The sequence below is a fragment of the Mesorhizobium sp. P2_A8 genome (assembly GCF_056404935.1).
Genome location: NZ_JBFUDB010000003.1, coordinates 43,129 through 57,051 on the forward strand (window position 1 = coordinate 43,129; position 13,923 = coordinate 57,051).

Annotated in this window: 8 protein-coding genes; 5 read left to right on the plus strand and 3 right to left on the minus strand. The window is 63.0% G+C overall.

All coding sequences use genetic code 11. The features are described from left to right. The first annotated feature begins 28 nt into the window (after positions 1-28). From AC1D10_RS09800 to AC1D10_RS09820, 5 genes are all read left to right on the plus strand, one after another. Complete coding sequence (locus AC1D10_RS09800; protein WP_477272060.1) at positions 29-1,123, plus strand: BMP family ABC transporter substrate-binding protein; 1,095 nt, start codon at positions 29-31, stop codon at positions 1,121-1,123. Positions 1,124-1,125: 2 nt separating this feature from the next. Further along, a complete protein-coding gene (locus tag AC1D10_RS09805) occupies positions 1,126-2,649 on the plus strand; it encodes an ABC transporter ATP-binding protein (RefSeq protein ID WP_477271049.1) in 1,524 nt (507 codons plus the stop codon). Continuing rightward, a complete protein-coding gene (locus tag AC1D10_RS09810; RefSeq protein ID WP_477271052.1) occupies positions 2,646-3,746 on the plus strand; it encodes an ABC transporter permease in 1,101 nt (366 codons plus the stop codon). The genes AC1D10_RS09805 and AC1D10_RS09810 overlap by 4 nt, the downstream gene beginning before the upstream one ends. Then, on the plus strand, positions 3,743-4,654 hold the full coding sequence (locus AC1D10_RS09815; protein WP_477271054.1) for an ABC transporter permease: 912 nt from the start codon (positions 3,743-3,745) through the stop codon (positions 4,652-4,654). Before AC1D10_RS09810 ends, AC1D10_RS09815 begins: the two co-directional genes overlap by 4 nt. 722 nt (positions 4,655-5,376) lie before the next feature. Further along, positions 5,377-7,305: an adenylate/guanylate cyclase domain-containing protein gene (locus AC1D10_RS09820; protein ID WP_477271056.1), complete on the plus strand. Its 1,929-nt coding sequence runs from the start codon at positions 5,377-5,379 to the stop codon at positions 7,303-7,305. A gap of 606 nt (positions 7,306-7,911) precedes the next feature. On the opposite strand, the gene atzF is transcribed toward AC1D10_RS09820, so the two are convergent. From atzF to AC1D10_RS09835, 3 genes are read right to left on the minus strand one after another with little or no spacing between them, the layout of a single operon-like run. After that, positions 7,912-9,711, minus strand: a complete 1,800-nt coding sequence (gene atzF / locus AC1D10_RS09825) for an allophanate hydrolase (RefSeq protein ID WP_477271058.1) — start codon at positions 9,709-9,711, stop codon at positions 7,912-7,914. 1 nt (position 9,712) lies between these two features. After that, the gene (gene uca / locus AC1D10_RS09830) at positions 9,713-13,252 is read right to left on the minus strand and encodes an urea carboxylase (RefSeq protein WP_477271060.1); all 3,540 of its coding nucleotides are present in this window, start codon (positions 13,250-13,252) and stop codon (positions 9,713-9,715) included. A 3-nt stretch (positions 13,253-13,255) separates the two neighbouring features. After that, positions 13,256-13,918, minus strand: coding sequence for an urea amidolyase associated protein UAAP2 (locus AC1D10_RS09835; protein WP_477271062.1), 663 nt, complete (start codon positions 13,916-13,918; stop codon positions 13,256-13,258). Positions 13,919-13,923 lie beyond the last annotated feature (5 nt).

Sequence of the window (13,923 nt, forward strand, 5' to 3'; positions counted from 1 at the left end):
AAAACCAAAAGCAAGGGGAACCGACATGCTGACAAATCTTACCCGCAGAACATTGATGAAGGGCGCTGCCGCTACCGGGCTTGTCGCCGCGGTGGGCAGCCGCGTGCTCGCCGCCGACGGACCACTGGGCATCGTGCTGGTGGTCCCCTCGCCGGTTGGCGACGTTGGCTGGGGCCGTGCGCTGGCCGACGGGCTCGATCCGGTCAAGGCGGCCTACGGCGACAAGGTGAAGGTCACCATCCTCGAAAACATTCAGGAAGGTCCCGACGCCGACCGCATCATGAACAAGGCGGTCGCGGACGGTAACAAGGTCCTCATCGCCGGCTCCTTCGGCTATCAGAACGGCGCCCTGCAGATCGCGCGCCGCAATCCCGACGTCACCGTGTTGCATGCTTCCGGTTTCGAGGTGGCGCCGAACTTCTCGCCCTTCGCGGCACAATACTCCCAGGGCACCTATCTGATGGGGATGGCGGCAGCCGCGCTTTCGAAGACCGGCAAGCTCGGCTCCGTTTCCGCCTTCGCCATTCCCGAACTGATTACATCAATCAACGCGTTCACATTGGGTGCGCAAGCCGTGAAGCCCGATGTCGAGGTTTCGATCGTATGGGTGAACTCCTGGTTCGACCCGGCCAAGGAGCAGGAAGCCGCCAAGGCGCTGCTGGCGCAGAAATGCGACGTCATCTTCTCCAACGCGCAGGACACGCCTTCGGTCGTTGCGGCTTGCGAGGAGGCCGGCATCCCCGCCTTCAACCTCAACTCGTCAATGAAGAAATACGCGCCCAAGACCTATCTCGGCTGCGTGGCGACCGATTGGTCGCCCTTCTTCAAAGCCTCGGTCGACGCCCACCTTGCCGGTACCTTCAAGGGCGCCAGCGCCTTCTTGGGTGTCGGCGACAAGGTCGTCGAAGTCGTCGACTGGAACCCGGGCATCCCGGCAGACATCATGACCAAGATCAAGGAAGTCGAAGCCAAGATCGCCGACGGCAGTTTCTCGCCCTTTGCCGGTCCGATCGCCAGGGCCGACGGCAGCGAAGGCGTCCCCGCCGGTAAGACGATGACCGTGGCCGAGATCGTCGCCATGGACTGGCATGTCAAGGGTGTCACCACGCCGCTGCCGAAGTGACAATGACCGTCCCGCTGCTGTCGCTGCGCGGCATCTCCAAGAGCTACGGCCAGATCCATGCAAATCGAGGCATCGATCTGGATGTGGCTCCGCGCTCGATCCATGCGATCCTCGGGGAAAACGGAGCGGGCAAGTCGACACTGATGAAGCTGATCTACGGCGTCGAGCAGCCGGACGCGGGAACAGCGATCTGGAAAGGAGAGTCCCTTGCGCTCGCGTCCCCGGCGGATGCGAGGCGCAAGGGGATCGGCATGGTCTTCCAGCATTTCTCGTTGTTCGAGACGCTGACGGTTGTGGAGAACGTCCGGCTGGTCGTGCCCGGGAGGAAATCGGACCTTGCGCAAGGCATCCGCAAGCTCGGTCGCGACTTCGGCCTGGAGGTCGATCCGTTCGCTCATGTGCACGCGCTCTCGGTTGGAGAGCGGCAGCGGGTGGAAATCATCCGCTGCCTGATGACCGAACCGCAGCTCCTGATCCTCGACGAACCGACCTCCGTCCTGCCACCGCAATCGGTGGAGAAGCTTTTCGAGACATTGCGGCGGCTGCGCGACGGCGGCGTGTCCATTCTTTTCATCTCGCACAAGCTGGAGGAAATCCGCGCGGTATGCGACCGCGCGACCATCCTGCGCGGCGGTCGCATCACAGGAAATGTGGATCCCCGCGGCCACGACGCACACAACCTCGCCCGCATGATGATCGGCCGCGACATGCCGAAGCCCATGCCGGCTATTGCACATTCCGGCGGGGAAAAGCGCCTTGAAATCGTCCGCCTCGACCATCGGCCCGACGATCCCTTCGCCGCCGAGCTTTCCGACGTCAGCCTGACGGTCCGGGCGGGCGAGATTCTCGGAATCGCTGGCATCTCGGGCAACGGGCAGAGCGAGCTCGCCGCGCTAATCTCAGGCGAGACGATGCTGCCGCGCGAGAAGTCCGATCGCATCTACATGATGGGAAAGGATGTTGGCGCGCTCAATGCGGCGGCCCGCCGCCGGCTGGGCTTCGCTTTCGTTCCGGAGGAAAGGCTCGGCCGCGGCGCGGTGCCGGAGATGTCTCTCGTCCTCAACAGCCTCCTGACCGCCCATCCGTTCGGCTTGTTGAAACGCGGCCTTGTCGACACTGCCCGTGCCAAAGCCTTCACCGAGGACTGCATCCGGCAAAACGACGTGCGCACGCCCGGTTGCGAAGCGGAGGCCGGCGCGCTTTCGGGAGGCAATCTGCAGAAGTTCATCGTGGGACGCGAGATCATGCTGTCCCCTAAATTGCTGTTTGTCGCACAGCCCACCTGGGGCGTGGACGTCGGCGCCGCATCCGCCGTCCGCCAGCGCCTTGTCGCCCTGCGCAACGAAGGCATGGGCATCCTGGTCATCTCGGAGGAACTGGAGGAACTGTTCGAGCTTTGCGATGCAATCCAGGTGCTCCATCAGGGCCGGCTGAGCCAGCCGCTGGTGACCCGCGACACCAGACCCGAGGAGATCGGCCGATACATGATCGGCGCCCGTTCAACCGCCGAAAAGGTTCCTGCATGAGCGCCCTGTCCCGGCCGTTCCTTCCCGTTCTGGTGCGCCGGGAACACGCCTCGCTTGCAATCAAGCTGGTCGCCCCGCCAGCCGCGCTCGGCGTGGCGACGCTGCTCAATCTCGGGCTCTACCTCCTGATGGGCCGCGATCCGGTCGCCGTTTTCCAAGCGATGCTTCTGGAGCCCTTCCTGTCTTGGGCCTCGTTCTCGGAAGTCCTGCTCAAGATGGGGCCGCTGCTGCTGATTGCGCAGGGGCTTGCCATCGGCTTTCGCGCAAAGATCTTCAACATCGGCGCCGAGGGCCAGTTCATTCTCGGCGCAATCTTCGCGTCGGCCATTCCCATTTGGCTCCCGCAGGCAACCGGCCAGTGGATTTGGCCTGCGATGCTCGTCCTCGGCGCACTGGGCGGCGCGCTTTGGGCCTCGCTCACGGCGTGCTGGCGCGTGCGGCTCAACGCAAACGAGATTCTCGTATCACTCATGCTGGCGCTCGTTGCCGCGCAACTTCTCAACTATCTGCTTCTAGGCCCCTGGAAGGATCCGGCCGGCTTCAACTTCCCACAGTCGGTGATGTTCCAGTACGACGCGACGGTGCCGATCCTGATCCCCGGCACCCGCGTCAACGTCTCGCTGCTTATCGCCTTCGCGTTCTCCCTCGCGGCCTGGGTCTTCATGCAGAGGAGTTTCGCTGGCTACAAGCTGCAGGTCGGCGGCCTTGCTCCGCGCGCGGCCGCATACGCCGGCTTCAACGAAGGACGCGCGATCTGGCTTTCCCTCCTCATCGGTGGCTTCGCGGCGGGCCTCGCCGGGGCGGCGGAGGTGGCCGGGCCACTCGGCCAATTGCAGCGCTCCATCTCGACCGGTTACGGCTATGCCGCCATTATCGTTGCGTATCTCGGCGGCCTTCACCCGATAGGCATCATTTTTTCCGCGCTGCTCATGGCGGCCCTCTATATTGGCGGCGACAACGCCATGGTCTCGGCAAATCTGCCGGTGGCCGCGGTCCGGGTCTTTCAGGGCAGCCTGTTGCTCGCCTATCTCGTCGCGATTGCCTTCGTCCGATACCGGCTCGAATGGCGCCATGCTGCTCATGGAAGCACTCCATGAATGCCCTCGAGTTCATCGTCGCCGGAATGCTGGCGGCGGCCACGCCGTTCCTTCTGGCCGCGCTGGGCGAAATGGTGGCCGAGCGGGCCGGCGTCCTCAATCTCGGCGTAGAGGGAATGATGGCCATGGGGGCGGTCGTCGCCTTCATCATCGTCTATCACGGCGGCGGTCACCTCCTGGGTTTCCTCGCCGCGGGCCTCGCCAGCGCGGCTCTTTCCCTTGTCTTTGCCGTCATCGCGCTGGGGCTCCGCGCGAACCAGGTCGCAGTGGGACTCGCCATAGGCATACTCGGCCAAGGCCTCTCGGCACTGTTCGGCAAGAGCTATGAGAGCCTCACGGTCAAAGGCCTACCGAAGCTTTCATTGCCCTGGCTTTCAGATATCCCGGTCATGGGCGGCCTGTTCGCCCAGGACGTCATCGTTTGGCTCTCGCTGGCCGCGACCGTCGCCATCTGGGCGGTATTCGTCTACAGCAAGACCGGCCTTGTCGTGCGCGCCGTCGGCGAAAATCCCAAGGCGGCCTATGCGCTCGGCTATCCGGTAATCGCCGTGCGTTTCGCCGCCGTCGCTTTCGGCGGCGCGTTTGCAGGGTTCGCCGGTGCCTACGCGGCCGTGGTCTACACGCCGCTGTGGGCCGATGGCATGATTGCCGGGCGCGGTTGGATCGCGATCGCGCTCGTCGTCTTCGGCACCTGGCTCACCAGCCGTATCTTCCTCGGCGCCTGCCTCTTCGGGGCCGTCTCCCTGGCAAGCCTGGCGGCCCAGGCCACCGGACTGGACGTTTCCTCGCAACTTCTATCGAGCCTGCCTTATCTCGTGACAATCGTCGTGCTGGGCATCATTTCTTCGAACCGACGTCTGCTCAAGCTCAACGGCGTGGCATCGCTGGGAGAGCCTTTCGAACAATAGTGTCGCACGCCGCCCGGGCGGCAATAACCCGACATCTGAGCGCAGGCAGCACCGTCCCTGGGGCATGAAGGGCTGCACGCAATCCTCAAGACCATGCCTCGAGCGGTTGGCAGCTAGGATATGGCAATCGTAAGCGTTGGGCGTTCGCAATCGAGCCAGGTTGTTGAGCGTTGTCAGATCAGCAATGACAACGTCAGCGGCAATCCATGTCGGCTTTCGGGTAATGAGGATTTCGAGTTCAGCGTCCGAAATGAGGCGCAAAGCTGACCTTCACCGCGACCAGAGAAATGCGTGCGCCCAGCCAATAGGCGACACAACTTTGTCCGGCGATCGACCGTTATCGCGACACGACCAACCTGACATCGGATAGCAAAAGAAGACCGTTTTTTTTGACATGCGACCAATAAGTGCTTGGTCAGAAATGAGGGGGTTCGAGTCCAGGTCGTGGGCCCCTTTGAAAAATCTCGTAAAAATCAGCCACTTAATCGGTCGTTTTGGTGGGTCCGGAGGATGCGCTCAAGTAGTTGATTTCATTGATTGTTTCGTGGTCTCGAATCAGAAATCTTCCCGCATCGTTCCGAATGGTTCCGCGACCTGCCGCGCAGTCGAATTTCGCTACGATATGCTTCCTAAGCCAATTTCGGATTCCAGGCATCCGAACAAGGGCTCGCTCGCGCCGTTTCTTAGGCTAAGATTGTTCCAACTGGCGGGAGGTCCATCCCTTGCGAGAAGAGCAACGCAGGCTTGCGGCGATCTTGGCCGCCGACGTGGCAGGTTACTCGCGGCTGATGGCAGCCGACGAGTCGGGAACGCTGGGACGGCTGAGGCGGCTCCGAGCTGAGGTATTCGAGCCCAAAATCGCGCGGTTCCACGGACGCATCGTCGGCTCGGCCGGGGACAGCCTGCTGATCGAGTTTGGGAGCGCGGTTAACGCCGTGCAGTGTGCGATCGAACTGCAGCGCGAACTGGGCGGCGAGAACGCGGGCCTCCCCGAAAACCGGCGCATGGCGTTCCGTATGGGCGTAAACCTCGGCGACGTGATCGTCGAAGACGACACGATATACGGAGACGGTGTGAACATCGCGGCACGGCTTGAAAAGTTAGCGCAGCCTGGCGGCGTTTGCATCGGGCGCGCCATTTACGATCAAGTAAAAGGCAAACTCGAATACGTCTATACGGATATCGGCGAACAACGGGTTCACAACTTTGCGGAGCCGATACGCGCTTACCGTATCATGTCCATTGAGCAATCCCCCACCACCTCGTCCGCGCCGTCGGTCAAGGATGCGCTTCCGTTCCGCAAGCGACCATCGATCGCCGTGCTGCCTTTCACCAACATGAGCGGCGACGCAGAGCAGGAATACTTCTCTGACGGCATCACCGAGGACATCATTACGGACCTCAGCAAGGTCGGGGCGCTGGCCGTCACGGCGCGCAACACGACCTTTGCCCTCAAAGGCAAGTCGATGGATGTCAGCGAAGCGGCGCGGCAATTGCGCGTTTCGCATGTGCTGGAAGGCAGCGTACGCAAGGCGGGTAGTCGCGTTCGCATCACCGCGCAGCTGATCGACGGGACGAGCGGGCACCATGTGTGGGCCGAACGCTACGACCGTGATCTCAACGATATGTTTGCGCTCCAGGACGAGATCGCGCGGGCCATCGTCGATGCCCTGAAGATCCGGCTGATGCCGGCCGAGTATGCTGCCATCGGCAAGCGCACGACGGAGAACGTAGAAGCCTATCAATATTACCTCATGGGACGGCAGCATTTCTTGCGCCTGGGCCGTCGCAATCACCTTTCCGCCCGACGGCTCTACCAGCGGGCGCTGGAGATCGATCCCGAATACGCTTTGGCGCGGGCCGGGCTAGCGCTAGCTGAGGGCATGTTGCTGAGATCGGGAGATCCCAGCGCAAAGCTTGTCACCTTGAGCGCCGAGGCGCAGCGCGCGCTGGCCTTGGACTCGACGCTCGCGGAAGCTCACGTGGCCCACGCGATGGCGCATTTCCAGAAGGAGCAAATCGAGCTCGCAGGCGCCGCCTGCCGGCGCGCAATCGCGCTCGATCCCGATCTCTACGAGGCGCACAGGACCTTGGGCGACGTGCTGCGCATGGAGCGCAAGTTTAGAGAGGCCGCGGCCGCCTATGAGAAGGCGGCGGAGGTTGATCGCAACAGCTATGGTGCGATGTGCATGCTGTGGGATTGCCGCAAGACGCTGGGCGACGAGGTGGAAGCTCACAGGCTTTCAGAAGAGTTGCTTACCCGCATCGAGAAAGCCATGCAGCTCTATCCGGACGATGGCGCAGCCTATGCCTATGGTTGTTACGTCCTCCACAATCTCGGCCTGGACGAACGCGCCCTCCAATGGGCCGAGCGCGCGATCACCATCGACCCGGAGGACTATAATAGCCATTACAATGTCGCGTGTTTCCTAGCGGCGATCGGCGCCGTGGAAAAGGCGATCGACACGCTGGAGCACTGCGTGCCGCAGCTTGGATTGCGGCAAGTGCACTGGATGGCGCAGGACGTGGATATGAATTCTCTGCGCGATCATGCGCGCTATCGGGCGCTGATCGAGCGCCTGGAGGTCAGTTTGGCGAAGGCAGAAGGCCAATCAGGAACCGGAATCGAAGGACGGCCTTCCGGAGCCTAGAGCCATTTCCCGCTCGGGACTGCGAGACGGCTTTAGGTCCTGACTTCCGATTCCGAAAGGCCGCGTCGCGCCGATCGGTGACGCTGCGCCGAGCGACGCAAGCCGCCTGCTGCCCGGCATCTGGGCAATTTTCACCGGCTGACTACACCACGACACCTTTTGACCCGCTGCGAAGTCTTTCCGCGCCTTCCCGGGAGATTCCGCTCCCGTCACGTTGAGTCATTCAGGTTCTCGAGGCGGGTATAGAAGGAAGCCCGTACCAGCCGGCGCTCCGCTAAAGCAGGTCTTTCGACCGCCCGGCGGACCTGAAGAACAGCTGGCATGTATGAAGGTAGAAGGCGCGCAGCCGGAGTAACCTATCCAGGCGTCAATCTGGCCGCCTCAAGAATCTGTGCGATGTGGCAAGAGGCCTCTGGGCCGCAGGAACTACGTCGCGATCGTCTCACTCCTTTTTATGGCCGCCGAAACAGCCCGGGCGGTTGACTGCCCGGCGCGACATGGGCTCCGATTGTCTCGTTGGTGATGCACGCGCGTTCATTCCGTCGTAGATCAGGCGCAGGATCATCCGTACGAGCTTCATTGGTTTGTCCCCTAAATCGCTATCCGTCATCTCTCCGCGCTCAGATACGCCCTCCATCCGCCGAGATCGGTGATCTCGCGGGCCTCGGCGACAGCATGAGCCTCGCATAGGAACCCTGAAACGCAGGTGCCGTCATCGAGCTCCACTTTTCCAATTCCGAGAGGGCCGGGAATTTTCTGCACGAACCGACCGAAGGCATCGGCGGGCAGCGCCCAAACCTCCACTTCGAGCCCTTGCGCCTTGTATCCAGGCTGACGGATGAGGCCGGGCTTCGGCGGCGTGGTGTTAGGCAAGACGTAAAGCCGGTAATCGCCAGCCGTGCGGCAGGCCTTCACCAGCCGGCCGCCGGGACCGGTGAGTTCGTGGTTGAGCGGCATGCCACTCAGATGCGCGCCGACCACCGCAATCTCGATCAAGCCTTCACCGGGAACAACAACACGGCTTGCCTCCGGAAGGATGGCATTGCGGTCGATGCCCATACCGGAGACGGCAGCACGGTGCAGCGCGTCGGCGAAGGGCGCCAGCGCGTCGTCGGTAAACGCATGAGAAACCAGCATCACGCCGCCCGGCAACCCGCTGTCGCTAAAACCCGCTGGAACGGCGATTGCCGCACAATCCAAGAGGTTGGCGAAATTGGTGTAGAGGCCGAGCCGTCCGTTGAGGACAATGGGATTGGCAAGCATGTCGGCGACCTTGTAGGTCGTCGGCGCGGTTGGCAGCAGCAGGACGTCGGCCTTCTGCCATTCCGCCTCGGTCTTGCGGCGCAACTTCTCCAGCCTGTAGCGGCCGTTGAAGGCATCGACCGCGGTCTTGCCCTTGGCGCCATCGATGATGGCACGCACCGTCGGATCGAAATCGTCGGCATTGGTCGCAAGGAAACCTTCGACAGCGGCGAGACGCTCCGCCACCCAGGGACCGTCGTAGAGCAGGGCCGCGGCTTCACGGAAGGGCTCATAGTCGAAAGGCACGATGGTTGCACCCAAGGCCTTCGCCCTCTCGATCGCCTGATCGTAGAGCCCCTCGACGACTGTATTGCCAAAGAATTCCCGTTCAGCGCCCTCGAGAACGCCGACACGCAAGCCGGACATGGGCAATGAAGCCGGCTTTGCCTCTCGCGAAAAGGCATCGGCGGCATCGAAGCCTTCCGCGACCTTGCGGACGGCAACACCGTCGCCAACCGTTGCCGCGAAGATCGTGACGCAATCGACGCTCCTGCATGCCGGGACGACGCCGGTATTCGGCAGCAGGCCGGGCGTCGGCTTGATGCCGACGAGATTGTTGAAGGCGGCAGGAACACGGCCGGAACCAGCGGTGTCGGTGCCCAAAGCGAAGGTCGCGAGGCCGGCGGCGACCGTGACTGCCGACCCGGAGCTCGAGCCACCGGAGATATACTCGGCATCGAAGACTGAGCGCGGCGCGCCGTGCGGCGAGCGCGTGCCGTTAAGCCCCGTTGCGAACTGGTCGAGATTGGTCTTGCCGATGACGATGGCGCCGGCCGCCTTCAACCGGGCAACGACCGTGGCATCTCGCTGCGGACTATAAGCGTAGGCCGGACAGCCCGCAGTGGTCGGCAGGCCGGCAACGTCGATATTGTCCTTGACGGCGAAGGGGATACCCCAGAGCGGCAGGCTGTTCGGCTCCGGCGCGTCCGCCATCAGCGCGCAGGCGGCGGCCCGCAGATCCTCGTCGGGTGCCGGCGTGATGAAGATCGCCGGATCGTTGGAGGCGGCACGCCGGGAGATCACCGCTTCGATGACGTCGAGCGGCGTCATGCCGGCGGCGTATGCGGCTCGGAGGCTTGAAAGATCGAGAATGGTCGGCAGCATGTCAGCATTCCTCCAGGACGACGATGATGTCGCCTGCCTTGACGTTTCGGCCGGGCCCGGCGCGCAGGTCGCGAACGCGGCCGGCGGCGTGGGCGGTGACGTTGATTTCCATTTTCATCGACTCGATGATGGCAAGCGTATCGCCGGCCGCGACCGACGCGCCCGGCTCGACCAGCAGTTTCCAGATGTTGCCGGGCACCGCACTGGCGACGCCGAAGCAGCCGGCGGGTATATCGCCGTCGAGGCTCTCGCCCGTCCCCTCGTGGTTGACGAAGCTGTCGTGCCCATCGTCCTTCCAGCGCTGGCGCTCGGCATCGAAAGCAGCTTGCTGGACGCCTTTGAAAGCGGTGATGGACTGGGCGTTGGCCTTGAGTTCCCGTTCATAGGCCGCATAAGAGAATTCCGTCTCCTCGATACGAACGGGATAGCCACCATGCGGAAAGGCGGCGCGTGCTTCCGGCAGCTCCTGGTGAGAGACTGGGAAGAAGCGGATCTGGTCGAAGAAGTCCAGTAGCCAGGGTTTGCCCTTGGTGAAAACAGGCGTCTGCCGCCAGGTGTTCCAGACCTGAATCGTCCGGCCGAAAAGCTGATAGCCGCCCGGCCCCTCCATGCCGTAGATGCACATATAGGCGCCGCCGATGCCGACGGCATTTTCCGGCGTCCAGGTTCGGGCCGGGTTGTATTTGGTCGTGACGAGGCGGTGGCGCGGGTCCATCGGCGTTGCGACAGGTGCGCCGAGATAGACATCGCCGAGGCCAAGCACGAGGTAGTTGGCGTTGAAGATGATGTCTTTCACCGCCTGTTCGTCGGCGAGCCCATTGATGCGGCGGATGAACTCGATGTTCGAAGGGCACCAGGGCGCGTTCGGCCGTACCAGTTCCTGATATTTGCGCATCGCAAGTTCGGCATCCGGATCGTTCCAGGAGAGCGGCAGATGCACGATGCGGCTTGGCACCTTCACTGCCTGCGCCGCCGGCAGCGATGCCTCGATATCCGCCAACAGCCCGAGCAGGCGCTTTCGTGTGAGTGTGGTTCCGTCATAGTGGATCTGCAACGAGCGGATGCCCGGCGTTAGATCGATGATTCCGGGCAAACGCGCCTCCGTGACCGCCTGCATCAGCAGATGGGCACGGAGCCGCAGCGCGATATCGAGCATCATCGGGCCGTATTCGACCAGCAGATTGTCATCGCCCTGCCGGCGATAAACGACGGAAACGGGGCCATCCTCGCGCCGACCGACGATCGGAGATCCCTTGTCGTCCAGGGCGCGGTGGATCGCTGGCACCGCAAGCGCATCCCCTGGCCTCGATACCGGATGAAACCGGATGCGATCGCCCGGTTTGAACTGGCCCATCTTCCATTGCTCGTCGCGCGCGATTACCGCCGGGCAGACGAAACCGCCAAGGCTTGGACCGTCGGGACCGAGGATGATCGGCATGTCGCCGGTAAAATCGATCGCGCCGATCGCATAGGCATTGTCATGCAGGTTGGAAGGATGGAGCCCCGCCTCGCCGCCGTCGCTGCGCGCCCATTTTGGTGCCGGCCCGACGAGACGAACGCCGGTGCGGGCACTGTTGAAATGCACCTCGTAGGCCGTCGAAAACAGGGTGTCTATGTCGCCTTCCGCGAAGAAGTCTGGCGCGCCATGCGGACCATAGAGAACGCCGACATCCCAGGCTCGGGTCAGCGCCGCAGGTTCGTCCGGCGCCTTTGCCGGCTCCAACGGTATTTGCCGGGCAAGATGCAGCACATGTCCCGTCTTCAGCGTGCCGGTGGCATTGCCGCCGAACTGGCCGAGACCGAAGGTGGCGCGGGATCCAAGCACGAGCGGTGCTGCGAACCCGCCCTCGACCGCGAGATAGGCACGCTGGCCGGCACCGTCGATACTGGCGATCGACAGCACCTGCCCGGCACGGATCGGCACCGCCACATCGTGCGACAACAGCTTTCCGTCGCAACGCATCGACATGCGCGCGCCGGCAAGGGCAACGACCGTGTCGGCGAAGAAGCGCAGGGTCGGGCCAGAAACCGTCAACTCGAGTGCTGCAACCGTGTCGGCATTGCCGACAAGCCGGTTGGCATGGCGAAATGAGCGCTCGTCCATAGGCCCACTCGGCGGCACGCCGACATGCCAGAGGCCGAGACGACCTGGCAATTCCTGGATACTCGACTGCGCGCCCGGCGCCAGCACCTCGATCACTTGAGGCACGAAGGCGAAATCGCGCAATGCCGTCGTTGCCACCTTGCCGCTGGCCAGCAGTTGGGACGCCGCAATCTCGCGCAGATAGCCGAGATTGGTCTCGATACCGGAGATCGACGTCTCGGCAAGCGCCGCCTTCAGCTTCTCGATCGCGGCCGGCCGGTCGGGCGCGGCAACGATGATCTTCGCCAGCATCGGATCGTAGAACGGCGTCACCTCCGTGCCGGTCTCGATCCAGCTGTCGACACGGGCGGTTTGCGGGAAGGCAACCTCGGTCAGCAGCCCGGCGCTCGGCCGGAAATCCGCATGCGGCATTTCCGCGTAGACGCGAACCTCGATCGCAGCGCCCTTCGGCACAAGGCTCCCAGCACCGGACAAGACATCCTCGCCGGCGGCCTGGCGGATCATCCATTCGACGAGGTCGATGCCGAAAACGGCTTCGGTGACGGGATGTTCGACCTGCAGGCGGGTATTGACCTCCAGGAAATAGAATTCCTCGCGGACGGGATCGTAGATGAACTCGACCGTTCCGGCCGAGGCATAGGATACCAAGGTTCCGAGGTCGACGGCCGCCTCGTGCAGCCTGGTGCGCGTCGCTGCGGACAGGCCCGGTGCCGGCGTTTCCTCGACAACCTTCTGGTTTCGCCGCTGCAGCGAGCAGTCGCGTTCGCCAAGCGCAATCACCCGGCCTTTGCCATCGCCGAAGATCTGCACCTCGACATGACGGGCATCGGCCACGAAACGTTCGATATAGACGCGCGCATCGCCGAAGCTAGCGCGTGCGGTGCGCTGCACGCTCTCGAACGACGCCTGCAGGCTTGCCGGATCGGCGCATAGCTGCATGCCGATGCCACCGCCGCCCGCGGTGCTTTTCAGCATCACGGGATAGCCGATCGCTTCGGCTTCCGTCAGCGCCTGTTCGGCGCTTTGCAGCAGGCCGGTGCCCGGCAGCAGCGGCACGCCGCTTGTTCTTGCAAGCTCCCGCGCCGTGTGTTTCAGACCAAAGGCGGAGAGATGTTCGGGCCGCGGACCGATGAAGGCGATCCCCTCCGTGGCTAGCCTTTCGGCAAAGCCAATATTCTCCGACAAGAAACCGTAGCCGGGGTGGACAGCTTGCGCACCCGTTGCCTTGCAGGCGGAGATGACCGCATCGACATCGAGATAACTTTCACCGGCCGGCGCGGGCCCCAAGCGAACAGCTTCGTCGGCAAGAAGCGTCGCCATAGCGAAACGGTCAGCATCCGAATAGACCGCGACCGATGCTATGCCCATTGTCTTCAATGTCCGGATGACCCGGACCGCGATTTCGCCCCTGTTGGCGATCAGAACCTTGGTGAACATCGCTCAGGCCCCGACCGCCGGGGCAGCATCCCAGATCAGCACGCGGATCGGCGTCGGATCGAAGCCGTTGCAGGGATTGTTGATCTGCGGGCAGTTGGAGATGACGCAAAGCACATCCATCTCGGCGACCAGCTCGACGTAGTCGCCAGGCGAAGAGATGCCATCGACGATGGTCATTTCGCCATTCGGCTTGATTGGGACATTCATGAAGAAATTGATGTTCGGGACGATATCGCGCTTGCTCATGCCGTGCTTGGCCACTTCAAGCAGGAAGTTGTCGCGGCAGGCGTGCAGGTATTTCGTGCCATGGCCAAAGCGCACGGTGTTGCTCTCGCAGGAACAGGCGCCGGCGGATGTGTCGTGACGGCCGCAGCTGTCGGCCGACATGACAAGCATGACATTGCCTTCGTTCGACATGATCCTGGTGCCGACGCCGATATAGGCGGCGCCCTGCGCCCGCATCGTGTCCTGGTTGGAGTAGCGTTCGGTGAAATCATCGGCACGGTAAAACAGCGTGTCGATCGCCTGCTGGCCGTAGCTGTCCTCGATGCGGATCGTCTGGCCCTTCCGCACGATGCCGGACCATGGCGCCTCGGCCGGGATTAAGTGATCCTGAACGGCATTGTCGATGCTGCGCGAGGCGGCGGTCTGGATGAAATCGCTCATCATTC

Coding starts and splice junctions, on each gene's coding strand:
- AC1D10_RS09805 (WP_477271049.1), top strand. CDS start 1,126: ATGACCGTCCCGCTGCTGTCGCTGCGCGGCATCTCCAAGAGCTACGGC.
- AC1D10_RS09810 (WP_477271052.1), top strand. CDS start 2,646: ATGAGCGCCCTGTCCCGGCCGTTCCTTCCCGTTCTGGTGCGCCGGGAA.
- AC1D10_RS09815 (WP_477271054.1), top strand. CDS start 3,743: ATGAATGCCCTCGAGTTCATCGTCGCCGGAATGCTGGCGGCGGCCACG.
- atzF (WP_477271058.1), bottom strand. CDS start 9,711: ATGCTGCCGACCATTCTCGATCTTTCAAGCCTCCGAGCCGCATACGCC.
- uca (WP_477271060.1), bottom strand. CDS start 13,252: ATGTTCACCAAGGTTCTGATCGCCAACAGGGGCGAAATCGCGGTCCGG.
- AC1D10_RS09835 (WP_477271062.1), bottom strand. CDS start 13,918: ATGAGCGATTTCATCCAGACCGCCGCCTCGCGCAGCATCGACAATGCC.